Annotated in this window: 19 protein-coding genes; 9 read left to right on the top strand and 10 right to left on the bottom strand. The window is 70.4% G+C overall.

Annotation, left to right across the window (positions count from 1 at the left end):
* Positions 1 to 68: 68 nt before the first annotated feature.
* Together J2X60_RS09830 and J2X60_RS09825 are read left to right on the top strand one after the other, a co-directional pair.
* Positions 69 to 1,352, top strand: a complete 1,284-nt coding sequence (locus J2X60_RS09830; protein WP_309887249.1) for an SGNH/GDSL hydrolase family protein — start codon at positions 69 to 71, stop codon at positions 1,350 to 1,352.
* Positions 1,353 to 1,544: 192 nt separating this feature from the next.
* On the top strand, positions 1,545 to 6,008 hold the full coding sequence (locus tag J2X60_RS09825; protein WP_309887248.1) for an RHS repeat-associated core domain-containing protein: 4,464 nt from the start codon (positions 1,545 to 1,547) through the stop codon (positions 6,006 to 6,008).
* Positions 6,009 to 7,100: 1,092 nt separating this feature from the next.
* Here the strand turns inward: J2X60_RS09825 and J2X60_RS09820 are convergent.
* Entirely contained in the window at positions 7,101 to 8,204 is a 1,104-nt protein-coding gene (locus J2X60_RS09820) for a Gfo/Idh/MocA family protein (protein WP_071302235.1), read from the bottom strand.
* Entirely contained in the window at positions 8,201 to 9,001 is an 801-nt protein-coding gene (locus J2X60_RS09815) for a sugar phosphate isomerase/epimerase (RefSeq protein WP_175473648.1), read from the bottom strand. Before J2X60_RS09815 ends, J2X60_RS09820 begins: the two co-directional genes overlap by 4 nt.
* Positions 9,002 to 9,258: 257 nt before the next feature.
* Between J2X60_RS09815 and J2X60_RS09810 the strand changes: the two genes are divergently transcribed.
* The 4 genes from J2X60_RS09810 to J2X60_RS09795 all read left to right on the top strand — a co-directional run bounded on the left by J2X60_RS09810 (position 9,259) and on the right by J2X60_RS09795 (position 13,912).
* On the top strand, positions 9,259 to 10,554 hold the full coding sequence (locus J2X60_RS09810; RefSeq protein WP_071294300.1) for an MFS transporter: 1,296 nt from the start codon (positions 9,259 to 9,261) through the stop codon (positions 10,552 to 10,554).
* A gap of 4 nt (positions 10,555 to 10,558) precedes the next feature.
* Complete coding sequence (locus J2X60_RS09805; RefSeq protein ID WP_309887247.1) at positions 10,559 to 11,767, top strand: MFS transporter; 1,209 nt, start codon at positions 10,559 to 10,561, stop codon at positions 11,765 to 11,767.
* Between the two features lie 86 nt (positions 11,768 to 11,853).
* On the top strand, positions 11,854 to 13,176 hold the full coding sequence (locus J2X60_RS09800) for a carboxylesterase family protein (protein ID WP_309887246.1): 1,323 nt from the start codon (positions 11,854 to 11,856) through the stop codon (positions 13,174 to 13,176).
* A gap of 145 nt (positions 13,177 to 13,321) precedes the next feature.
* Positions 13,322 to 13,912, top strand: a complete 591-nt coding sequence (locus J2X60_RS09795; RefSeq protein ID WP_070417389.1) for a TetR/AcrR family transcriptional regulator — start codon at positions 13,322 to 13,324, stop codon at positions 13,910 to 13,912.
* Between the two features lie 19 nt (positions 13,913 to 13,931).
* On the opposite strand, the gene J2X60_RS09790 is transcribed toward J2X60_RS09795, so the two are convergent.
* Positions 13,932 to 14,552 carry a GNAT family N-acetyltransferase gene (locus J2X60_RS09790; RefSeq protein WP_309887245.1) on the bottom strand — a complete coding sequence of 207 codons (621 nt, stop codon included), beginning with the start codon at positions 14,550 to 14,552 and terminating at the stop codon, positions 13,932 to 13,934.
* A 116-nt stretch (positions 14,553 to 14,668) separates the two neighbouring features.
* On the opposite strand from J2X60_RS09790, the gene J2X60_RS09785 reads away from it, so the two are divergent.
* Complete coding sequence (locus J2X60_RS09785) at positions 14,669 to 15,109, top strand: NUDIX hydrolase (RefSeq protein WP_071294303.1); 441 nt, start codon at positions 14,669 to 14,671, stop codon at positions 15,107 to 15,109.
* An 11-nt stretch (positions 15,110 to 15,120) separates the two neighbouring features.
* Here the strand turns inward: J2X60_RS09785 and J2X60_RS09780 are convergent, their stop codons facing one another.
* The 3 genes from J2X60_RS09780 to J2X60_RS09770 all read right to left on the bottom strand — a co-directional run bounded on the left by J2X60_RS09780 (position 15,121) and on the right by J2X60_RS09770 (position 16,464).
* Complete coding sequence (locus tag J2X60_RS09780) at positions 15,121 to 15,831, bottom strand: hypothetical protein (RefSeq protein WP_309777771.1); 711 nt, start codon at positions 15,829 to 15,831, stop codon at positions 15,121 to 15,123.
* Positions 15,828 to 16,007, bottom strand: a complete 180-nt coding sequence (locus J2X60_RS09775) for a hypothetical protein (protein WP_070417386.1) — start codon at positions 16,005 to 16,007, stop codon at positions 15,828 to 15,830. Before J2X60_RS09775 ends, J2X60_RS09780 begins: the two co-directional genes overlap by 4 nt.
* Positions 16,008 to 16,095: 88 nt before the next feature.
* Positions 16,096 to 16,464, bottom strand: a complete 369-nt coding sequence (locus tag J2X60_RS09770) for a VOC family protein (RefSeq protein ID WP_071302231.1) — start codon at positions 16,462 to 16,464, stop codon at positions 16,096 to 16,098.
* A gap of 69 nt (positions 16,465 to 16,533) precedes the next feature.
* On the opposite strand from J2X60_RS09770, the gene J2X60_RS09765 reads away from it, so the two are divergent.
* Both J2X60_RS09765 and J2X60_RS09760 read left to right on the top strand, forming a co-directional pair.
* Complete coding sequence (locus J2X60_RS09765; protein WP_071294363.1) at positions 16,534 to 17,160, top strand: nucleoside/nucleotide kinase family protein; 627 nt, start codon at positions 16,534 to 16,536, stop codon at positions 17,158 to 17,160.
* Between the two features lie 37 nt (positions 17,161 to 17,197).
* The gene (locus J2X60_RS09760; protein WP_309777773.1) at positions 17,198 to 18,031 is read left to right on the top strand and encodes an SDR family oxidoreductase; all 834 of its coding nucleotides are present in this window, start codon (positions 17,198 to 17,200) and stop codon (positions 18,029 to 18,031) included.
* On the opposite strand, the gene J2X60_RS09755 is transcribed toward J2X60_RS09760, so the two are convergent.
* The 4 genes from J2X60_RS09755 to nucS form a co-directional block, all read right to left on the bottom strand.
* The gene (locus J2X60_RS09755; RefSeq protein WP_309887244.1) at positions 17,982 to 20,210 is read right to left on the bottom strand and encodes a glycosyltransferase family 39 protein; all 2,229 of its coding nucleotides are present in this window, start codon (positions 20,208 to 20,210) and stop codon (positions 17,982 to 17,984) included. The two genes, J2X60_RS09760 and J2X60_RS09755, sit on opposite strands and share 50 nt — an antisense overlap.
* Before the next feature lie 141 nt (positions 20,211 to 20,351).
* On the bottom strand, positions 20,352 to 21,617 hold the full coding sequence (locus J2X60_RS09750; protein WP_309887243.1) for an MFS transporter: 1,266 nt from the start codon (positions 21,615 to 21,617) through the stop codon (positions 20,352 to 20,354).
* Positions 21,614 to 22,276: an HAD hydrolase-like protein gene (locus J2X60_RS09745; protein WP_309777777.1), complete on the bottom strand. Its 663-nt coding sequence runs from the start codon at positions 22,274 to 22,276 to the stop codon at positions 21,614 to 21,616. Before J2X60_RS09745 ends, J2X60_RS09750 begins: the two co-directional genes overlap by 4 nt.
* Before the next feature lie 91 nt (positions 22,277 to 22,367).
* Positions 22,368 to 23,063 carry an endonuclease NucS gene (gene nucS, locus J2X60_RS09740; RefSeq protein WP_070417381.1) on the bottom strand — a complete coding sequence of 232 codons (696 nt, stop codon included), beginning with the start codon at positions 23,061 to 23,063 and terminating at the stop codon, positions 22,368 to 22,370.

The raw sequence follows: 23,063 nt of genomic DNA, 5'->3' as shown, positions 1-23,063 counted from the left end.
GTGGGCGCGGGTGCGATCGATGCGCCCGTATCTGTCGCGGCGCATGGGGCGTCCGGAGGGGGACGAACATGCGCACGACCCGAGGCCACCGCTCTGCCGTGATGACGGCGGCCACTGCCGTCCTCGCGGTCATCGGTGCGCTCCTACCGAGCGGTGTGCAGGCCGCTCCGTCGCCCGGCAACGACGCGCTGCGTGGCGTGCGGTACGCCGCGTACGGTCACTCGTTCGGACAGGTCCAACTCGGTTCCGATTCGGTGCCGAGCCGGATGTACCCGTCCATGGTCCGGACGAGCCTCGGCGCGGATCCGACGCTCTGGTCGAACGAGACCATCAGCGGGGCCTCGACGGCGCAGATACTCGACCGCGCGCGCTCGACGTGGAACCGCGGCGACTACGGGGTCGTCTCGTACCTCGGGAACCAGAACGACGTCGGCCGCCACGTCCCCGAGGCCACGTTCAAGGCGAACGTCCGGGGCTTCATCGACTGGGTGCGGGGAACCGGGCCGTTCCCACCCACGATCGTCATCGTGCTCGACACGCCGTCGACGACGAAGGGCTACGCGTGGTACCCGTCACCCCCGACCGACGCTGACGTCGTCCGGTACAACCGCTACCTCCGCAGCGTCGTCGCGGCGTACCCGAAGGACGGATCGGTCATCATCGCCGATGCCTTCACCGGATGGAACAAGGCGACGATGATCGGGCCCGACGGGCAGCACCCGAACGACGTCGGGCAGGCGCACATCACGGAGACGATCACCTCAGCACTGAGCGGGGTGCGGCTCCGTGAGGGGCAGAACGTCCTGACGCCGGCGCCGGCGGTTCGCTACGACTCGTTCAACCGGCCCGACATGGTCACCGGACTCGGCAAGGACCTGCACGGCCGGTCCTACTCCACGGTCGGCGGAGTGAAGTACGGCATCTCTGGTGGCCGTGCCTACCGAGCCAGCAGCGGAGCCGTTCGTGAATCCGCGGCCACCGTCGACACGAAGAAAGCTGCGGTCGACATCAGCCTCACCATGACCGCGATCTCCGCGAAGGGTGCGGGGCCGGTGTGGCGACTGAGCAGCGCCAAGGACTACTTCGTGCTCGACGTCCACGGGTCGGGCACGGGCAACGCGAAGGTCTACAAGCGGGTCAACGGGCGGTTCATCCAGATCGGTAAGGCGCTGAGCCGCGAGGTCAAGCCCGGCTCGACCGTGCGGGTCAGGGCCGACGGCGCGAAGATCAAGGTCTACGTCGACGGTCCCGCCGTGTACTCCAGCGCGGACGGCTTCAACGGGTCCGCCACGAGGAGCGGTGTCCGGATCACGGACACTCGTGCTCGGCTCGACGACCTCGTGATCCGGTAGGGCCGGAGCCCTATCGGTTCGGACGCGGAACTTTCTACCCCCTGTAGTGGGGGAGCAGTGGTGAGGGATGCTCCGTAGCGTTCTGTGTGGTTGCACAGTGCCGTCATGGGGGCGGATTCGCTGGTGGTGACCTGTTGAGGGGTTCTGCGCGTGTTCGCGACGTCGCCGTTGTCTGTTCGTTCTCGTTGGGTCGTGCTGGCCGTCGTCACGCTGGTGGCGCTGCTGGGGTCGTTGTTGGCGGTGGCCTCGCCACCTGCTCCGGCACAGGCGGTCGCGACGGGTACGGGTGGGCAGTTCGTGCCGTTGCCGACCAACGCCAGGATCTTCGACGGCGCCACGCCTGCCGGCTCGTCGACGACGGTGCCGGTAGCCGGGGTGAAGGGGATCCCCGCTGACGGTGTCGGCGCGATCAGTGTGCTGGCGACGGTCGCGGACGCGAACGGCACCGGGCAGCTGAAGGGTCGAGCGGAGTCGAGCGACGGGCCGACGCTGCTGATGATCTACGGCAGCGGAGTGGCGGGGAACACGTCGAACACGTCGTTGCTCGCGGTCGGGGACGACGGATCCATCCGGATCGACACGACGACTGCGCAGTCGCGGGTGATCCTGGACGTGACCGGCTACTACACGTCCACGGCGAACGGTGTCGGCGCTGGCGGGTTCGTTCCGCTGTCCGGGACCCGGATCGCGAACACGGCGGACGGCACGAACGTGCGGCAGGGTGCCCTGTCGGGTGGGGACAGCATCACGTTCCAGGTCACCGGCAAGGGTGGCGTTCCGACGAACGCGGCCGCGGTGGCGGTCAGTGTCGTGGTGCAGAACACCGGCGGTGGGGCCGGGTGGGTGCGTCCGTCGCCGTCCGATGGGCCGAAGAGCACGGGGTCGTTGAACTACCCGTCGACGAAGCTGACCACGGCGATGAGCGCGCAGGTCGCCGTCGGCTCCGATGGGAAGGTCACGATCGACAACGCTCCCGACGGTGGCACGGTGCAGATCCAGGTCGACGTGCAGGGGTACTTCGTCCCCAGCAATCCGGGTGGCGGGTTCACTCCGGGAACGGGCCGCATCGTCGACACCCGCACGTCCTCGAGCGTCGGGGCGAATGCGTCGGTCGCGGTGCAGGTCGCGGGAGTTGCTGGGATCGGGACGGTCGAGGGTGGCTTGTCGGCGGTCGCGGTGACGGTCACGGCGATCCACTCGGGCACGACCGGCGGGTACGCGAAGGCATGGGCGGACGGTTCCTCCGAGCCCACCGGGGCGGTCATCGGGTACGCGCCGACGTCGTCGATCCGGACGACGACGGCGATCCTGCCCGTGGGGTCGAACGGGAAGGTGCGGATCCAGAACGTTTCCTCGGGGACCACGGACTTCGTCCTCGACCTGCAGGGCACCTACAACTGGCTGCCGGGTGGACCCGTGTCGACGAACGTCACCGGGCAGCGGACGTCCGCGACGACGTTGCCGTTCCCGATCTCGGACCAGACCAACGCAAGCGTCGACGTCGGCACGGGCAACCTGCTGGTCACCACGAGTGCGCTGACGCTGCCGGGTGTGACGCAGAGCACGACGATCGGTGCTGCGTACAACTCGCGGTCGACGACGACGGCGAACAGCAACACGATGGAAGCGAACCGGTGGCAGTACGCCCTCGCTGGTGCCGGGGACCTGTCGGCGAACGCCGCGGGTGTGGTCTACACGGACGCGGTCGGGACGGCATGGCAGTTCAAGCCCACCGGGACCGCTGGTGCGTTCACGTCCCCGCCAGGCCTGCAGATGACGTTGGCGCGGGTCGCGAACGCGGACACGCGGGAGTACACGCTGACGTCGTGGACGACGAACCAGGTCATCCACTTCACCCTCGGCGGCCAGCCGAAGAGCGTCAACGACCGCAACGGCAACCAGGTCAGCTTCAACGTGGCGGCGGACAAGTTCTCGCTCGGCACCCTGGTCTCCACTGCCGGCACCGATGGCGCGAAGACGGCGAACGTGTCGTACGCGAACGGGACGACGACGTTCACGCAGACGTCCGGCTCGTCGTCGCGGAGTGTTTCGTGGACGAAGAACGCCGCGGGTGACATCACGACGTACACGGACGCGACCGGAGCGACGACCACGTTCGGGTACACGAGCGGGGACCTCACCTCGATCACCGCACCGACCGGCGGGGTGACCTCGTTCACGTACGACTCCACCAAGCGGGTCACGAAGGTGTCGCAGGCGAACACCACCGCCGGGTCCCCGGGGACCGCGGTGACCCGCTTCGCGTACACGGACGGTGACACCACGCAGGTCGCCGACCCGCGCTCGAACCAGTCGCAGCCCGTCGCGACCGCGGACCACACCACGTACACGCTCGACGTGAACGACCTCGTCACCGACGTCAAGGACGCTGCCGGCCGGGATCAGTCGCGCACGTACAAGTCCACCAACAACGGCGTGCTGAGTTCCACGGTCGGGTCCGGGACGAGCGCGTCGACGACGAACAACAAGTTCGACGGCAACAACGGGCAGTCGTTGACGCAGTCGCAGTCTGCCTCTGGCAGCACGAACACCGCGACGTACGGGACGGAGTCGCCGACGGCGTACCTGCCGGCTTCCACGACGGACAGTTCCGGCAACAAGACCACGTACGGGTACGACGGCCCCGGGAACCAGACCTCGACCGGCACCGGCAGCGGTCCGGAAGCTGCCGAGGCGAAGCTTGAGTACAACAAGAAGGACGTCGACAAGTACGCCTGGGGTGCGGTGAAGTCCGCGACCGCACCGGGGAACACGGTCAAGACGACCTACGGCTACGACCAGTACAACCAGCTGTTCACCATCGACGCGCCGGCGAACACGGTCGGACAGCAGAAGTACGCCTACGACGACTTCGGCCGCGTCTCGTCCCACACCGACGGTGGTGGCGGCGTCACCTCGTACACGTACGACAACGACGACCGGCTCCTCACGACGACGTTCGCCGACAGCGCTCTGACGGTGACGAACACGTACGACGGCAACGGCAACCAGCTCACCCAGCAGTCCGCGACCGGCACCGTGACGAACACGTTCGACCAGCGCAACCGCCTCATCTCCACGGTCAACACCGCCGGCGGCGGAACCGTCTCGTACGGGTACGACCTCGCCGGGAACACGGTCCGGGTCACGGATCAGCACGGCACCGTCACGCACGACTACGACGCCGCGAACGTGCTCACCGCGACGACGTACCCGACCGGCGACGGCGGTACCGCGAAGCAGCTGTACACCAACGACGACCACGGCCGCCGCACCGACGTGTGGTTGAACGCGACCGCCAATGCGGACCCGACCAAGGATCCGACGTCGTGGCAGGCCCACCAGCACATCACCTACGGTGCGTCGAACAAGATCACCCGTATTCAGGCGTGGCAGGGCAGCGACAAGACCACCGCCGTCGTCGACGACTCGTACTGCTACATCACCGGCATTGCCGTCGGTGGCGACTGCTCCGCAGTGAAGAGCGCGAACGACACGGACAAGATCCAGTGGGTCAAGGACAACACCACCGGGCAGACGACGGCGTACACGTACGACTCGAACAGTCGCCTCACCAAGGCAACGCAGGCCGAGGGCGCAACGAATGTCACGTGGGCGTACACGTACGACGCGGCCGGGAACCGGCTCACCGCGAAGCAGACCGGCGTCAGCACGAGCTCGCAGACGCTGACGTACAACGCGGTCGGGCAGATCACCTCGACCGGGTACGCGTACGACGGGGTCGGGAACCTCACCGCAGCACCGGGTGAGACGTTCACCTACAACGACGCGCAGCAGCTGACCACCTCGACGAAGAACGGCGTCACGACCCGGTACGAGTACGCCGGCGCCGACATGAACAAGCTCCTCAAGCAGTCCACGGACGGAGGAGCGGAGTACGACTACACGTATGGCACCACCGACCAGAACGGCGTCCCAGTGATCACCAGCCGCACCGTCGCCGGCACGGGGACTGCGTCGGTGATCAGCGACCCGACGACCGGGCAGCCGATGGACCTGCAGACCACCGATGGCGTCACGAGCATGTGGGTCATCGATGGGGTCGGGAACCCCGCAGCAGCGATCGCGGACACCGGAAACACCGCGTACACCGTCTCCTACGACCCCTACGGCGCCGAAACCGTCAACGGCGGCACGAGTGCGCAGTGGCTGCAGAACCCGTACGGGTTCAAGGCCGGGCTCCGCTCAAGCAGCACCGAGAACGGGCTCACCAAGTTCGGGTACCGGTGGCAGAACAGCGCGACTGGCGGGTGGATTGAACGCGACACCCTCGACGCACCCCTCAGCCCATCCAACGCGAACCGCTACGCGTTTGCAGGCGATGACCCGATCAATTCCTCGGATCCAACGGGCCGTGGGTTCGGTGAAGATCTTGCAAGTACCGTCATTGGTGGAGTAGTCGGAGTAGCTGTCGCAGGAAGTATCTGCGTAGCGACGGGTGCGGAGACGCTCGGCACTGGTTGCGCACTGGGTGCGGTCGCAGGCTCTACCGTTGGAACGGCCGTTGGGAACGCATCAGTGGGCGTGCTTGAAGGTGAGAGTGCTGGGCAAGTCGGGACTCGACTCTGGCAAGGTGCCGCGATCGGCGCCCTTGCGGGCGGCATTGCAGTCGGCGGAGCAGCTCTCTTCCTGTAAGGGGAATATATGGCAAAATCAGCGATGGATCGAAGGGCCTCTCTGAGTCTCCTTGTGACCATATGCACATACTTCTTATCCGTTCTATTTATTGTCCTGCCGCTTGTGAACGCAAACTGGGCGCGATTCTCAGTAATTTCCTTTATTCTTGCTTTCGTATTTGCAATCTGGGGGACGGTTTTCCTGTTCGTGCGTCGGCGCAATCTAGGAAAAGAATGAGTGCATTGGGAGTGTGGGCCGCGCGAGGCTGCGCGGAGGAGCGTTCCGTATTTGCACGGCGCTGATGGCGTGCGCGGGCGATGGACCAGGCCGTTCGCAGCATGGCTGCCGTCACGCACGACTACGATGTGCGTTGGGAGCGACGACCAGCTTTGGGATCGGCCTTGCATTGGGAACTTCTTACACGCCTGCCACAGCACTTGGCGAGGCGGCCGTGGGTTGTGCGATCAATGTAGGCACTCAATATATTAGTGACACCGTTTCAGTAGGAGCGGGAAATGGTGTGGCTTATGGAGACTTCCTCCTCACCGTTGGCAAAATCGCAAAGGCTGTTCGATGACCGCTGTCCTTGGGATCATCGTTTTGGTGATAGTTGCTGCTTTGATAACATTTCGTGCAACTCGATGGGGAAATGCTGCACGAGATCGCGTCGAGGGTAAACCGCAAAAGCCAGTCACTCCGGGCACTTGGGTTGTTCTCGGCCTAGTCATTGCACTTTCGGCGACAGCTTTCATCTTTCAGTTGGCGATGAATTGATTCAGAGGGGTTTCCAGCGGAGCCCTACGATGCCGAGGATGAAATCGATCAGGGGGAGCACGAACGTGAAGCCGAACACGATCGACACGAGGCCGAGTACTTTGCTCGCGACGCGCATTCCTGTGGTGGCGCGCGCTTAGACCTCTTGGACCTCGTGTGAGTCGTCGATACAGACCGCCGGAGGCCGAGTTCTGCCGGTTTCCGGCCCGACGTTCCACGAGCGGCTCGCGACCGCACGGCCGTAGCCGACGCACCGGAGCCGCGCCGCGCCTCCCGGCCCCAGCACGCAGAACGGCCGGCCCCTGTCGGAGCCGGCCGTCCTGCGGAGCGCAGAAGCTACGCGGTGAGCACCGCAGCCGACGGATCGAAGTCCTCCGGCAGCGGCGGGACACGGTCCACCGTCGACGTGATGTCGACGGCGGAACCCGACGCCGCCGCGTCGCGGATGCCGAGCAGCACGTCGAGGACGTGCAGCGCGACCGCACCCGAGGCGCGCTCGGGACGGTCCTCGGCGATGGCGCGGGCGAGCTCGACGACCCCGGTGCCACGGCCCCAGGTGGAGCCGATCGCCTCGAGGGTCTCGGGCTCCTCCTGGCCGTAGCGCCAGAGCTGCGACGAGCCCTCGAACGTGTTCGGGTCCGGCAGCGAGATCGTGCCGAGCGTGCCGTTGATCTCGACGAAGCCCATGCGCGGCAGTGCGTGCTGGAACGAGAACGTCGACTGGGCGGACTGCCCGCCGGCGAACTCGATCAGGGCGGCGTGGTGCGTGGGGACCTCGACCGGGAACGTCTCGCCGGCGCGGGGGCCGGACGCGATCGTGCGACGGTCGAGCGACTTCGAGGACACGGCCTGCACGCGGCTGGCGGTGCCGAACGCGTGCACGAGGGTCGTCACGTAGTACGGGCCCATGTCGAACAGGGGACCGGCGCCCTCAGCGAACAGGAAGTCCGGGTTCGGGTGCCACGCCTCGGGTCCGGGCACGTGGAACAGCGTCGTCGCGGTCAGCGGCTCGCCGATGTCACCGCGGGCGATGGCACGGAGCGCCGTCTGGATGCCCGCGCCGAGCACGGTGTCCGGAGCGGTCGCGACCCGGAGTCCCTTCGACGCAGCGGAGGCGAGCACCGCGGCAGCCGACTCGTGGTCGGTCGCGATCGGCTTCTCGCTCCACACGTGCTTGCCGGCGTCGATGATCTGCTGGTCGACCTCGGCGTGGGCCGCCGGGATCGTCAGGTTGATCACGATGCTGATGTCGTCGCGGGCGAGGAGCTCCTCGACCGAGCCGGACGCGCCGACCCCGTACTCCGCTGCCTGGGCCGCTGCGCGGTCGAGCAGCACGTCGGCGACGAACCGGACCTCGACGTCGGCGAACTTGGTCAGGTTCTCCAGGTACTGCGTGGAGATGTTGCCGGCACCGATGATGCCGATCCCGACACGGGTCACTTGTCGTTGTCCTTCAGCCAGGCGAGGGACTCGGTGATGCCCTCGAAGACGTCGCCGGAGTACGCGTCGAACTCGACGACGCGGATGGCCTGCGGCGCCGCGGCGAGGATGGCCGGGACGTCGACGTCGCCCTGACCGGCGGGGGTCTGGTTCTCGAAGGCACGCTGCAGCGCCTCGGGGACGACGAGTGCGCTCTCGGACGAGGGCAGCGCGGTGAGGATGTCGCCGTCGACCTTGCCGTCCTTGACGTGGATCGCGACGACGCGGTCGCCGAGTGACTTCAGGACGGCGGGGGCGTCCGCGCCACCGACGGTCGCCCAGAAGGTGTCGAGCTCGAGCACCGTCTCCGGGCTGATCTGCGAGACGAAGTGGTCGTAGACCGTGCGGCCGTCGACCTTGTTCGTGAACTCCCACTGGTGGTTGTGGTAGCCGAACTTGAGGCCGCGCGAGGCTGCCTCGGCGGTGAGGACGTTGACGCGCTCGGCGATCTTCGCGACGTCGTCGGCGGTCTGCCAGCGGTCGGTCGGGATGAACGGGTCGATGACGGTCTGGATGCCGAGGCGCTCGGCCGCGTCCCAGATCGGGGCGGTGTCCTCGGCGTCGATCACGGCGACGTGGCCGGACGGGGCCTTCAGGCCGGTGGCGGCGAAGGCACGCTCGAGGTCCGCGGCACGCTCGACGAACGCGTAGGGCTCGACGTTCTCGTACCCGATCTCGGCGACACGGGCGATCGCCTTGTCGAGGTCTTCCGCGATGGCGTCGCGCAGCGAGTACAGCTGCACAGAGGTGGTGGGCATTGCGTGAGGCTCCTTCGGTCCTGACTGGGTGTCGCGGCACCGGGTGTCGCAGCACCAGGTGTCGCAGTCCGTCGAGGAGCGATGCTCCACGGCGAGATCGATGACGACGCTACCCCAAAAACCACCCGGTGTGTAGTTTTTGCTGCGCTCCGTGACGCACGCCGCTGCATGAACGACACCTGTCGATGTATGCTCAGCCAGTCAAAACCGTGCGCAAGACGGTTTTGGACGGCGAAGCATCGACTCAAGGAGGCGTCATGAGCACACCCGAACCCGGCAGCCCGGCACTGCTGAACCCCGAAGAGGGCATCACGCAGCCGGTCAGCACGATGCGGGTGGGCATCGGCTACCAGATCGCGCTGTTCCTCGGACAGTTCGGCCTCTTCGTCGCGCTCATGGCACCGGTCTACGTGAGCATGCAGCTCAAGGCGCAGGCCCTGGTCGGGGACGACGCCGCGAACGTCATCGGCTCCGTCCTGCCGATCGGTGCGTTCGGCGCGCTCATCATGAACCCCCTGGCCGGCGCGCTGTCCGACCGCACCCGCACCCGCTGGGGCCGGCGTCGTCCGTGGCTCATGAGCGGTGTCGTCGTCTTCGCGATCGCACTCGCCTGGATCGCCTACGCACCCGACGTGCTCAACCTGACGCTCGCGTGGCTGCTCGCCCAGCTCGCCGCCAACGCGACCCTCGCCACCCTGCTGGCGAGCTTCGCCGACAACGTCCCGCAGCTCCAGCGCGGCCGGTCGTCGAGCATCATCGCGCTCGCGCAGAACCTCGCCGTGCTCGCGGGCACCTACCTGTCGGTGTTCTTCGTCGCGAACCTGCCCGTGCTGTTCATCGCGCCCGGCATCCTGGCGATCATCCTGGTCGCCGTCTACGCGGTCGTCGCCCGGGACGAGCTGCCGACGTACACGCTCAAGAAGTTCACGTTCCTCAACCTCATCTCGTCGTTCTGGACGAACCCGATCAAGAACCCGGACTTCGCGTTCGCGTGGTGGTCGCGCTTCCTGATCATCCTCGCGACGTTCATGTTCACGACGTACCGGCTGCTCTACATGCAGGAGCACATCGGCATCGAGGACGCGAAGCAGGCCACCGAGGCCGTCGCGTTCGGCGTGCTGCTCTACACGATCGCGCTCCTGGTCAGCGCGGCGCTCTCGGGGTGGGCGTCCGACAAGCTGGGTCGCCGCAAGGTGTTCGTCGGCGGCTCGACGGCCCTCTTCGCGGTGGGCCTCGTCGTCCTCGCGCACGCCGAGACCGTGAACGGCTTCTACGTCGCCGAGGTCATCATGGGCTTCGCCTACGGCATCTACTCCGCGATCGACACCGCACTCGTCGTCGACGTGCTCCCGAACGCCGACCGTCCCGGCAAGGACCTCGGCGTCATCAACATCGCGAACGCGCTGCCCCAGTCGCTCGCGCCGGCGATCTCGCTCTTCTTCCTGTCGATCGGCAGCTCGCACGCCGACAACTACGTCCTCATGTGCTGGGCCGCGGGTGTCGTCGCACTCCTCGGCGCCCTTGTGGTGATCCCCATCAAGCGGGTTCGATAGCCGGATGCACCAGCTCGGGGTCGACGAGGACCGCAGACAGCTCGCCGGGTGGCGGAACGCCATCGTCATCGCCTTCGCGATCGGTGGGGTGAGCCTCGCAGCGTGGGGTCCGCGGCTGCCCGAGCTCCGGCTCGAGCTCGGTGTGGACGTCGGGACCATCGGGCTCATGCTCGGCGGGGTCACGATCGGGTCCATCGGCGGCCTGCTCAGCGCGGCCCCGCTGCTGCGCCGACTCGGCGGGCGCCGGGCGCTCACCGCGGTGGTCGTGCTGGTCCCGGTCGCGATCGCCGTCATCGGGACGGCAGCCGCGCTCCACTCCGTCGCGCTGGCAGCGGTCGGGTTCGTGGTCGCCGGCGCGGGCATCGGCTCGCTGGACGTGATGGCGAACGTCGAGGGCACGGCGATCGAGGCGCTCGCCGGTCGCACGCTGCTCCCGCTGATGCACGCGGCCTGGTCAGGAGGCGCGGCCCTCGGCGCCGGGATCGCCGCCCTCTGCGCGTGGCTCGGCATCACCCCGTCGGCGCAGCTCCTCGGTGAGGCCGTCGTCATCCTCGTGGTCGGTGTGCTCGCGATGCGGGGCATCCCGGAGGGTACCCGTGCCGAGGAACACGACACGACGCTCACACCCCGGCAGCGACTCCGGCAGTGGGCACGAGGGTGGGCGGACGTCCGACTGCTCCTCATCGGGGTGGTCATGCTCGGCGTCGAACTCGGTGAGGGCTCGGCGAACAACTGGCTTGCCCTCGCCACCACCGACGGGCACGGGCAGACCGCCGCCGTCGGTGCGCTGTTCTTCACGGTGTTCGCCGTCTCCGAGGCGGCCACCCGTGTCTTCGCCGGACCCGTCGTGGACCGGCTCGGACGTGTGCGGACCGTGCGGTGGACGACCGCGCTCGGCATCGTCGGCGCCGTGCTCTTCATCGTCGGCGGGAGCTGGTGGCTCACGCTCGTGGGCGTCGTGCTCTGGGCGGTCGGCGTCTCCATGGGCTTCCCGCTCGGGATGTCGGCGGCGGCGCAGAGCGGTCCGAACCCGGCGGCCCGTGTCAGCGTGGTCGCCTCGATCGGGTACTTCGCGAACTTCGCGGGGCCGCCCGTCATCGGTGCGATCGCGGAGCACGTCGGCGCGCTGAGCGCGCTCTGGCTGGTGGCGGTGCTGTTCGTCGCGGCGTTCGCCGCGTCCGGCTCGTTGCGGCCCGTCGTGCGCCGCGAGTGACGGAGGGACTGCGGGACGGGAGGCGCGGTGCGGGCCCGCACCGTCCCTCCAGGCCGTCCACTGGTCACGCTGGCTAGCGTGGACGGATGCTCGACGCCGCCTCGCTGACCTGGGACCCACCTGCCGGACGCATCACCGGCGTCGCGGACGGGAGTGTCGTCCGAGCCCTCGGCATCCCCTACGCCCGCGCCGATCGCTTCGCCGTCCCTGAGCCGGCCCCCGCGTTCGCCGAGCCGTTCCCGGCGACCACCCCGTCGCCCGTGGCCCCGCAGCCGCAGGCGACCTTCGTCGACCAGCTGCTCCACCCGGTGGCGGGCCTCGCCGTCGACGAGCACTGCCAGCGGCTGTCGATCACGCTGCCCGCCGACGCCCGGCCGGGCGAGCTGTTGCCCGTCATCGTCTGGATCCACGGCGGCTCCTACGTCATCGGCGGCGGTGATCTGCCGATCTACGACGCGCGCGACCTCGTCACGGAGCAGCGGGTCGTGTTCGTCTCGGTGACGTTCCGGCTCGGTGTGCTCGGGTTCCTCGGCGACGGGGAGACCGTCCCGGCGAACCTCGGTCTGCTCGACCTCGTCGAGGCGCTGCGGTGGGTGCAGGCGAACATCGCGGCCTTCGGTGGCGACCCGGACCTCGTCACCGTGGCTGGGCAGTCCGCCGGGGGCGACGCCGCGGCCCACCTCATGATCAGCGACGGAGCAGCCGGCCTCTTCCGGCGGGTGATCGTCCAGAGTGCACCGCTCGGGCTGTCGCGGGGTCGGGCGCGGATGAACCGGGCGATGGTCCGGGCCGTCGGGGCCGTGCTCCCGGACACCCCGCTCGACGAGGTGCTCGATCGCCAGGCCCTCGGCAGCCGGGCCGCCGCGCCCTTCGGGTTGCCCGGAGGCATGCCCTACGGCACCCAGTACGGGTTCGCGCCGCTCCCCGCCGAGCGTGACACCGGGCAGGCCTGGCGCGCCGCGGCTCCGGACGTCGACGTCCTGATCGGCTCCGGTGCGGACGAGACCGCGATGTACGTGCCGCTGATCCCCGGGTTGCGATCACTCGCCCGGGTGCGAGCCGTGCGACCGCTGCTGCGCTGGCTGCTCGTGCGCCCGCTGTCCGAGGTCATCTACGGGCGGGACGTCCGTCGGTTCGCGGCGCGACACCGGGCCGCCGGTGGTCGGGCGACCTCCTACCGGCTGCACCGCGGCGTGACCGTGCAGCCGACCGGGGCCGTGCACATGAGCGACCTGCCGCTGCTGCTCGGCGGTCGCGAGGCCTGGGCCGGCTCGCGCTTCGTGCCGCAGCGGGACTGGCCCGAGGTCGAGCGGCGCGGGCGGGCCTTCCGGGCGATCTGGGCGGAGTTCGCGCGGACCGGCCGGGTCACCGCGGCGGACGACGAGACGCTGACGTTCGACCGGGGCTGACGGGGCGCCGGGTACCTGTCCCTCTGGCTGGGCTGGCGCGGTGCGCCTGGTACCTGCCCCTCCGGCGGGGCTGGCGCGGTGCGCCTGGTACCACCCCTGAACTGGCGGCTCGCGGGGCCGCCGGGTCCCCCGGAGAATCGACGGCATGCCCGAGTCCGACGCCGACCTGCGCGCCCGCATCGTCACGGGCGCCATCGAGGCGTACCGCGCGTCGGACTTCCACACCGTCGGTCCCGCCGAGGTCGCCGCCCACGCCGAGGTCCCCGAAGCCGAGGTCCGACGCGTCTACCCGCTGTGGGAGCTCCTCGTCGTCGCCGTCATGGACCGGTGGAACAACGGCAGCCGTCGTGCGCTGTGGGTCGTCGCCGAGCGCTCGGGCGCGGTCGCGTACCTCCGCGCGCGACTCGAGGTCGGCCGGGACGACCCCGCACTGGTCCGGCTCCGGGTCGCGTTGCTCAGCGCCGCCTCGAGCCCCGACCACCCCGCCGCCGGCTGGTTCCGCGGGCAGTACACCCGCTCGTTCGAGGACGTGACGCTCGCCCTCGTGCGGGACGTCGTCGCCGGACGGGAGCCGCGCGGCACCTCGCCCCGGCACGCCGCCGAGCAGCTCGTCGCCCTCTACGAGGGGCTGCAGCTGCAGTCGCTCCTGCGCGACGACGCCGATCCCCTCGCCGGGTTCGACCGCGCGGTCGCACGGATGCGGGTCGGCTGGGCGTCTGCCGCCGCGACCGTCTGAGCGGACACGGGCCTGGTCGTCAGCAGTCCTTCCGGTAAACCCAGCGACGCGGCGTCGGGTGCGACACCTCGGTGAAGCCCGCCGACTCGAACACCGACCGCGGCCCGACGAACATCGCGCCGCCGCCGTCCGTCGCACCCGGAGCAGGTTCCGTCGGGTACCCCTCGACCGCCGTCGCACCCGATCGACGCGCGTGGTCAACCGCCCCGCCGAGCAGCGCGCGGCTGACGCCCTGCCGACGGAAGCCCCGCCGGACGACGAAGCACGAGACCACCCAGACCGCCGGGTCGTCGGGGTCCTCGTCACGCCCGCTCCACGGCACCTTCGCGCCGCGCAGCCGCACCAGCCCAGGCCGGGGTTCGACCGCCACCCACCCCACCGGTTCGCCGTCGCGGTAGGCGACCACTCCGGTCGTCGTGCGTGCCGCGGAGTCGTCACAGCCGGTCTCCCGGTGGAAGCGCTCGCGGCGTTCGTCGTTCGGCATCGCCCGGAACCCCGCCGCCGAGGCCTTGAACCACCGACACCAGCAGTGCGCCGGATCGCCGCGCTCGCCGAAGACCAGTTCGAGGTCCGTCCACGCCGCCTCGTTCGCGGGCAGGCAGGTGATCGCGCCGAGGGGCGTCGGGGTCGAGGTCGTCATCGTCACCGTCCGGGAGAGCGTCGGTACGGGGCACGGTAGTCCGGTCCCGGCGCGTCGGTCCTGGAGGCGCGGCGCGGCTCGCCGACGTCGGCGCACGCACCTGGCATGGTCGGCTGATGGAGTACACGGACTACGACACGCGGCTCGCCGCCTACGGCGTGATCACCGACGGTGACCGGGTGCTCCTCGCCAAGCTCCGGATCCCCGAGGCGGGGACGTGGACGCTCCCGGGCGGCGGGGTCGAGTTCGACGAGAGCGTCGAGCAGGCCGTCGTCCGCGAGATCCGGGAGGAGACCGGGTACGAGGCGTCCGTCGGGGAACTGCTCGGTGTGCGGCACCACATCGTGCCGGCCGAGCGCCGCATCCACGCGAACGGCCGGGCGATGAAGGCCGTGCAGGTGGTCTTCCGGGCGTCGATCACCGGCGGAGCGCTGCGTTCCGAGGAGGACGGGTCGACCGACGAGGCCGCGTGGATCCCGATCGCGGACCTGCCGCTCCGTCGGCACGGGCTCGTCGTGCCGATCGCCCTCGGCTGGGCCGGCGTCCTGCCCCGCTGACCGCCCGTTCGTCAGCTCGCGAGCAGACTCACGAACGGCGCCGGCACGTGGTTCGGCACGGGTGGGCGCACCTGCCACCCGAGCGACCGGAGAGCAGCTGCCGTCTCGGCCGAGAACTGCCGAGCGGTCGCAGCGGCTTCGTCTCGCCGCCAGTGCTTCCGGTACTCGTGCACGGCGCGCTCCCAGCCCGGACGAGCGTCGACGCCGCACTCCGTCACCACGAACTCGACGACGTCCGCGAGGCTCGGCCGGAAGTGGGGGTCGCCGAGCGGGAAGTGCAGCGACGAGAGCCGTGCCGGATCACGACGCCCGGCCCCGCGGTCGCCGGTGCGCGACAGGAGAGCGCTGAACGACCCACGTTCGGCATGGAGGTGCCAGTGCGACGGGGGCGTGTTGGTCAGGGCGTCCTGGAACTCGAAGCGGACGAGCGGCTGCCGGTCGGTCGTGAGGAAGAGCGTGAACCGGCTCTCCTCCACTGCCAGCACGGCATGATGCGGGTGCCAGCGGTACCTGAAGAAGATCCGGAGCCGGGCGACGTGCTCGCCCCCCGCGTGGAGCATCGCGGCGGCACCGCGTTCATCGCCGGTTCCGAGCATGATCGAGTTGCTCGGTACTTCGTGGATGACGCTCAGCTCGGCGCCGTGGTCCGGCAGGACCGCGTCGAGCAGTACCTGAGCACGATCGATCTGCAGCGTCGCAGCGTCGACGAACTCGGCGATCATCGGTCGCCCAACACGAACGAGATGTCAGCGAGGGCCTCACGAGCGCAGTACTCGTCTTCGTCGAGGTCGCGCCACGCCTCGACGGGGGCGAACTCGCGTTCGTCCAGGTTCCACTTGCGGTACAACTCCGCGCGCTCAGCACGCAGTTCGTCGCGATTGACGATCCGGATCTCCACGGCTCTCTCCTTCGTCGGGAGAGCGAGCGTAGGACAGCCACGCACGAGGGCGCGAGCTTTCTGCATACAGAATGTCGCGCGACTCCCGCTACTGCTCGAGGACGCTCAGCACGTTGCCCGAGGGGTCGGTGAACCACGCGATGAGCGGGCCGCCCTTGCGGTTCACGCCCTTCTCGTCGGTCATCCCCTCGTAGTGCAGGAAGGTCACACCCTTCGCCGCGAGTTCGTCCACGGCGTCGTCGACCGACGGCACCGGGAAGTTCAGCACCGTGAAGGACGCCGGCTCGTGCGCGGGACCCTTGGGGTAGACGAGCACGCCGTGCCCGTCGCCGAGCTGCAGGAAGAGCATGCCGTGGTCCTCGGTGACCTCGACCCCCAGGACGTCCTCGTAGAACGCCTTCGCCTCGGGCACGTCACGCACCGAGAACCCGCTGAACGCCTTCGTCGCATCGACCATGCGGCAAGTGAACCACCCGGGACCGGTGTCGGCGCGCTCTGCCAGGATGAAGCCGTGCTCCCGCCCGAGATGTCCGTCGACGACGCGGTCGACCGCGCGATCCGGCTCGCCACGGACGGGCAGCGCACCGTGCTCGGCATCGCCGGCGCTCCCGGTGCCGGCAAGTCGACGCTGGCCCGCCGGCTCGTCGCGGGGGTGGACGCAGCGCTCGGTGCCGGCACCGCCGTGCAGGTCCCGATGGACGGGTTCCACCTGGCGAACACGGCGCTGGACGCCCTCGGCCGCCACGACCGCAAGGGCGCGATCGACACCTTCGACGGTGATGGCTACGTCGCGCTCGTCCGTCGGCTGGTCGCAGGCGACGAGGCCGTGGTGTGGGCACCCGACTTCGACCGGCGCGTCGACGAACCCGTCGCGGGCAGCATCGCCGTCCCGCAGCGCACCCGGCTCGTGGTGTCCGAGGGGAATTACCTGCTCGACGACAGCGGTCCCTGGGCAGCGCTCGCCGACCTCTTCACCGAGACGTGGTTCTGCGCTGTGGACGACACCGTGCGCGTCGATCGTCTGGTGGGCCGGCACATGCGGCACGGCCGCGACCACGAGGCGGCCCGCACCTGGGCGGTCGAGGTCGACGGTGTGAACGCGGTGCGGGTCGCACCCACGGTGATCCGCGCCTCCAGGACCGTGCGGACGTGACCACGAGACCCCAGCGACGACCACGACAGGAGCGACCATGACCATCGCACTCACCGGCGCGACCGGCAAGATCGGCGGCGCCGTGGCGCGCGCCCTGGCGGACGGCGGTGTGCCGTTCCGGATGATCGTGCGGGACGCCTCCCGGGCGCCGGATCTCCCCGGAGCCGAGGTCGCGGTCGCGTCGTTCGGTGACGCCGAGGCGAGCCGCGCGGCGCTCGAGGGCATCGACCTGCTGCTCATGGTCTCCGGCGCCGAGGCGGTGGACCGTCTCGCCCAGCACCGCACGTTCGTCTCCGCTGCCGCGACGGCCGGCGTCCGGCACGTGGTCTACACGTCGTTCGTGGGCGCGGCGGCAGACGCGACCTTCACGCTCGGTCGCGACCACTGGGCGACGGAAGAGGCGATCCGGGCGACCTCGATGGCGCACACGTTCCTCCGGGACTCCTTCTACCTGGACTTCGTCGAGGACCTCGTCGGCGAGGACGGCGTGATCCGGGGACCGGCGGGCGACGGGGCCATGGCAGCGGTCGCGCGAGCCGACGTCGCCCGGGTCGCGACCGAGGTCCTGCGGAACCCGGCGGCGCACCTCGACCGGACGTACGAGCTGACGGGGCCCGCGGCGATCACCCTGCACGAGGCGGCTGCCACCGTGTCCGAGGTGCGCGGGCGCGAGGTCACGTACCACCCGGAGACGCTCGAGGAGGCGTACGCCTCGCGCGCACAGTGGAACCCGGAGCCGTGGCAGGCGGACGCATGGGTGAGCACCTACACGGCGATCGCCGAGGGGGCACTCGCACGGGTGTCGGGCGATGTCGAGCGGGTCACGGGGCGCCGGCCGATGTCGTTGCGCGAGGTGCTGCTCGCCGGCTGACGGTGCCCGCGCCGGCGGCGGCGGGTCGGGTGTCGAACCACGATCCCGACACCGAACCACGTGATCGGCGCGGTTCGATGTCGTAACCGTGGTTCGACCCCGCCCGCGACCCCGCCGACCGCGCCCCCGCCCGCGGCGCCGCCGGCCCGCCCAGCCGGTCCACGGACGCGCCAGGCAGCCCGCACCGCCACACCGTCCACCCGATGCCCGTCACCGCCCACGGGTGCGCCGGCACCCGCGCCCCTGGGTCGACGTCGGCGACCGCCCGACATCCACCCGCCAGCGCCGCCCGCAGCACCGGATCGGTCCGGGGCGCCCCGGCCTGCACCACGAGCACCCGGAGCCCGCCGGCGATCCGCTGCCGCACCTGCCGCGCCGTGAACACCGGCACCGTCCCCGAGAACCCGCCGTCGGTCAGCACCGGCAGCCCGGTCGCGTCGATCACCGGCGACGAGATGCGCCACGTGTCGGTCAGGAAGAGCGGCACGCTGTCGCGGTACCCGTCGAGGCGCCGCGCGGTGCGGACGAGGTGCCGGAACACGACCGGGTACGGCGCCGAGGACCCGCCCCACCAGTCCGGCCGGGAGACCCGGAAGGCCTCGGCCCGACCGTCCGGAACCCGCCAGCGCGGGACCCACGAGCCGACCGAGGCGTCGCTCCCGCTCCCGTCGCGTGCGGCGTCGAGCGCCTGCAGCGAGAAGGCCGCGGGGCCGGCGACGAGTGCGAGTCCGGCTGCGAGGGCGATCGCGGCCCGGGAGGCGCGGTGCCGGCCCGGCCCGCGCGTCCCCTCCCAGCGTGGTCGCCACAGGAACGCGACCACCGTCGCGAGCACGGCCGCGACCCCGACGACGAGGGCCGGCGTCGCGAGCACCGCCGGCATCGCGGCACCTCGGGCCAGGAACGCCCACCACGCGAGCTGCACGGTCGCCAGGAGCACCGGCACCACCCGGAGCCACGCCGACTGCGCCCGGACCAGGCCGACGGCGCCGCGCCACCCCAGGGCTGCGAGGACGGCGAGCTGCACACCGACCGCAGCGACGTACGCCGTGTGCGGCACCTTCGCCACCGACAGCACGACGGCCGCGGTCACGAGCCAGACGGTGACGACGAGCAGCGTGGCCGAACCGGCACGGGTGTCGAACGCCCGACCGAAGACGCTGCCGACCCGCGTGCCGGACCGGCGGACGAGGAGCAGCACGGCCGCGAGCACGACGGCGAACACGGCTGCGGGGAGGAGCCAGGCCACCTGCGACGCCAGGTGCGGCTCGAGGAGCTTCGTCACACCGCCCGGACCGCCGAGGCGTGCCGGCCGGGCGGCGGGACCCTCGGTCGTGCTGACGGAGCCGGGCACCGCTCCCGGCAGGAACCGGTCGATGCCGTTGTAGCCGAACACCATCGCGAACGGGCTGTCGTCGGTCGAGCCGTCGATCCACGGCCGGGCGCCCGCCGGGGTGAGGGCCAGCCCGACCACCCACGCGAGCGACGCCGCGACCGACACCGCACCGAGGACCACCGCGCGACCGATGCGGGCGCCGGTGCCGAGCCGGGTGCCGTCCCGGCCGGCCGTGGCGACGAGGGTCCCGAGCACCAGCGCGGGCAGCACGAACCACGACTGCAGCATCTTCGCCTGGAACCCGACGCCGACCGCGAGCCCGGCGGCGACGAGCGACCACCACCGGCCCGTGATCGCCGCCCGTTGCCAGCAGAGCAGGGCGACCGCCAGGGCCGCCGTGACCATGCCGTCCTCCATCGGGTGGGCGAACATCGACACGAAGATCGGCGTCGTCGCCGCTGCCGCCGCGGCGACGAGCCCCGTCCCGACCCCGGCCCACCGGAGTCCGACGAGCGAGCAGGCCCAGAGCGTGACCAGACCCTCGACGACCTGGGGGAGTGCGAGTGCGGCGGTGGAGTCACCGAACAGCCGGATGCTGAGCGCCTGGGGAACGGCGAACCCGCTGAGCTTGTCGAGGGTCACCGTCGCCGAGGGGTCGAACGCGCCGGAGAAGAGCGCCGGCCACGACTCGGACATCGACCGGGCGGACGCCTCGTAGAACCCGGAGTCACCGCCGCGGGCCAGGTTCCACCCGAGCAGCACGGTCATGCCCGCCGCGATCAGGAGCAGGGCGCAGCGTGCCGCGAGCGGCTGGTCCCGCCACCGTGCGGGTCGTCGAGTGTCCACCCTCCGGACCTTGGCCGCCCGGGATGACGGTGGGCCGGGACGGTGCCGCCAGCTCGCCCCGAAGTCACGCGCGGCGCTGAGACGACGTGCGGGTGCGACCGGGCCGCACCAGCGGATCCCCGGTCGAGCCGGAACCTTGTCTCAGGCCACCCGTCGGGCCGCGAACGTCCCCACGATCCCGAGGGTCAGCACGGCGACGAGCACGACGAGCAACGGTGCCGTCCAGTCTCCGGTGATCCCGTGCAACGAACCGGCGACGAGCGGCCCCGCGGAACCGAGCAGGTACCCGCCACCCTGCACGAACGCGGACATCCGCCGCGCGTCGGCGTCGCTCGACACGATCCGGACGATCACGATGAAGATCACCGTGATGCCGCCGCCCTGTGCCGCGCCGCCGAGGACGGACCAGAGCAGCCAGAGCTGCGGGGCGAACAGCAGCCCGAGCGGCATCGCGAGCCAGAGGAACGCGACGAGGGCGATGATCGCGCGAGGACGCCACTTCGCCGCGAGCACCGGGACACCGAGCGCCCCGACGACCGCGAGGATCTGGAACACCGACGAGCTCGCCCCGGAGGACGCCTTCGAGAAGCCGATCTCGTCGTGCAGCAGCGTCGGGATCCACGCCGTGAGGGCGTAGTACGAGAACGCCTGGCCGCCGAACGCGAGGGTCAGCCCCCAGGTGATGAGCCGACGAGCGGGGCGCACCTGCGCGGACCCCGCACCGCCGTCGACCGTCCGGATCGCACCCGTGCCGAGCACCTGGTCGATCGGTCCCGTCTCGACGACGGGCTCGGACGCCGTCGGGCGGCGCCACGCGGCCCGGGCACCGACCGCGTAGGTCCAGGCGAGACCGGCCACCACGGCGAACACCGCCCAGACCGCGATCGCGACCGGCCAGCCCCAGCTCGCGGCGATCGGCGCGGTGCCGAGCGAGGTGATCATCGACCCGACGTTGAGCGCGGACGTGTACACACCGGTGACCAGGCCGACCCGCTCGGGCGAGGTGTCCCGCCGGATCACGACGGGGATCACGACGTTGCCGATCGTGATGCCGATGCCGATCACGGCGGTGCCGACGAGCAGCGCCGCGGACGACGGCATCGAGCGGACGACGGTGCCGACGAGCACGATGACGAGGGAGAGCGACACCGCGCGCTCGGGGTCGGCCTTCGCGATGACCCAGCTGGCGAACGGCGTCGCGAGCGCGAAGCAGAGGACCGGGATCGTCGTCAGCAGCCCGGCGACCGTCGCGGTCAGGCCGAGGTCCACGCGGACGTCGCCGATGACCGGGGCCGTCGCGACGATCGGCCCGCGGAAGTTCAGCGCGATGAGGACGATGGCTGCCGGCAGCAGCCAGGCGGCACCGCGCAGTCCCGCCGCCGCCCGGCCGCCCGCCCCCGTCGTCACGAGGACGGCAGCAGGATCGGGAGCAGGTCGAGCGGGGTCGCGGCCTGCGCGATGGTGCCCTCGGCCTCGGCGGGGGAGCCGTAGCCCCACTCGGCGAAGATCGTCGGGACACCGTGCACGGCCGCCCCCTGGACGTCGTGCAGGCGGTCCCCGATCAGCACCGGGCGGCTCGTGTCGAACCCGCGGGCGTCGAGGCGGCGCAGGGCTTCCTCGACCACGTCGGCCTTCGACGAGCGGACCTCGTCGTCGCTGGCACCCGTGATGATGTCGATGTCGCCGGTGAGGCCGTAGTGCTCGAGGATGTACGTCGCCGGTGTCTCGGGCTTGCTCGTCGCGGTCGAGATCGGCAGCCCGGCGTCGTGCAAGGTGCGCAGGACGACGTCGATCCCGGGGAACATCGCCGAGTCGAGGGCACCGTGCGACAAGTAGTGCTCGCGGTACACGGACAGCGTGTGCTCGGCCTGTTCGGCGTCCATGCCCATCGCCGTCGTGAAGGTGTCCATGATCGGCGGGCCCACGAACGACAGCAGCGTCGCGTGGTCCGGCACGGGGACCCCGACCTTCCGGAACGTGTGGGTGAGGCTCTCGAGGATGCCCGGCGCGGAATCGCTGATGGTGCCGTCGAGGTCGAAGAGGATGGCGGAGAACGGGCTGGTCATGTCCCACTCAGCCTAGCCGGGGCCCTGGTGGCGACCGCCCGGCGGGCGCGACGGCACCGGCGGACGCGAGCCGCGCCTCCAGTCCGACCGCTCAGAAGAGGCGGGTGTGGCCGCCCTCGATCCCCCGCATCGCGTCGTAGTCGAGCACGAGGACGCGGATCCCGCGGTCCTCGGCGAGGGTGCGTGCCTGCGGCGCCACCGTCTGCGCGGCGAGCACACCCTGCACCGGCCGCAGCAGCGGATCGCGGTTCATGAGCTCGAGGTACCGGGTGAGCTGCTCGACCGCGTCGATGTTGGCGTTCCGCTTCATCTCGACGGCGACGCTCGCCCCGGCCTCGTCGCGGGCGAGGATGTCCACCGGGCCGATCGCGGTCATGTACTCGCGGCGGACCAGCGTGTGGCCGTCGCCGAGGAGCTCGATCTGCTCCGCGAGGAGCTGCTGCAGGTGCGCCTCGACGCCGTCCTTCACGAGGCCCGGGTCGACGCCGAGGTCGTGGGACTCGTCGGAGACGACCTCGTACAGGGAGACGATGAGCTTGTCCTGCGTCTTCTTCTGCGTGACCGTCCACACCTGTGTGATGCCGGCGCTCGACTGCTCCTCGTCCGGCTCGGTGATCTCGATCGAGCACGGCGGGCTCATCCAGTTGAGCGGCTTGTAGCTGCCGCCGTCGGAGTGGACGAGCAGCGAACCGTCGGCCTTCAGCATGAGCAGACGGGTCGCGAGCGGCAGGTGGGCTGAGAGCCGGCCCGCGTAGTCGACGGAGCAGCGGGCGATGACGAGACGCAC

It is taken from the genome of Curtobacterium sp. 320, from assembly GCF_031455235.1.
Taxonomy (GTDB): Bacteria; Actinomycetota; Actinomycetes; order Actinomycetales; family Microbacteriaceae; genus Curtobacterium.
The sequence above is the reverse complement of the archived record's forward strand: the minus strand, read 5'-3'. Positions and strand labels throughout refer to the sequence as shown.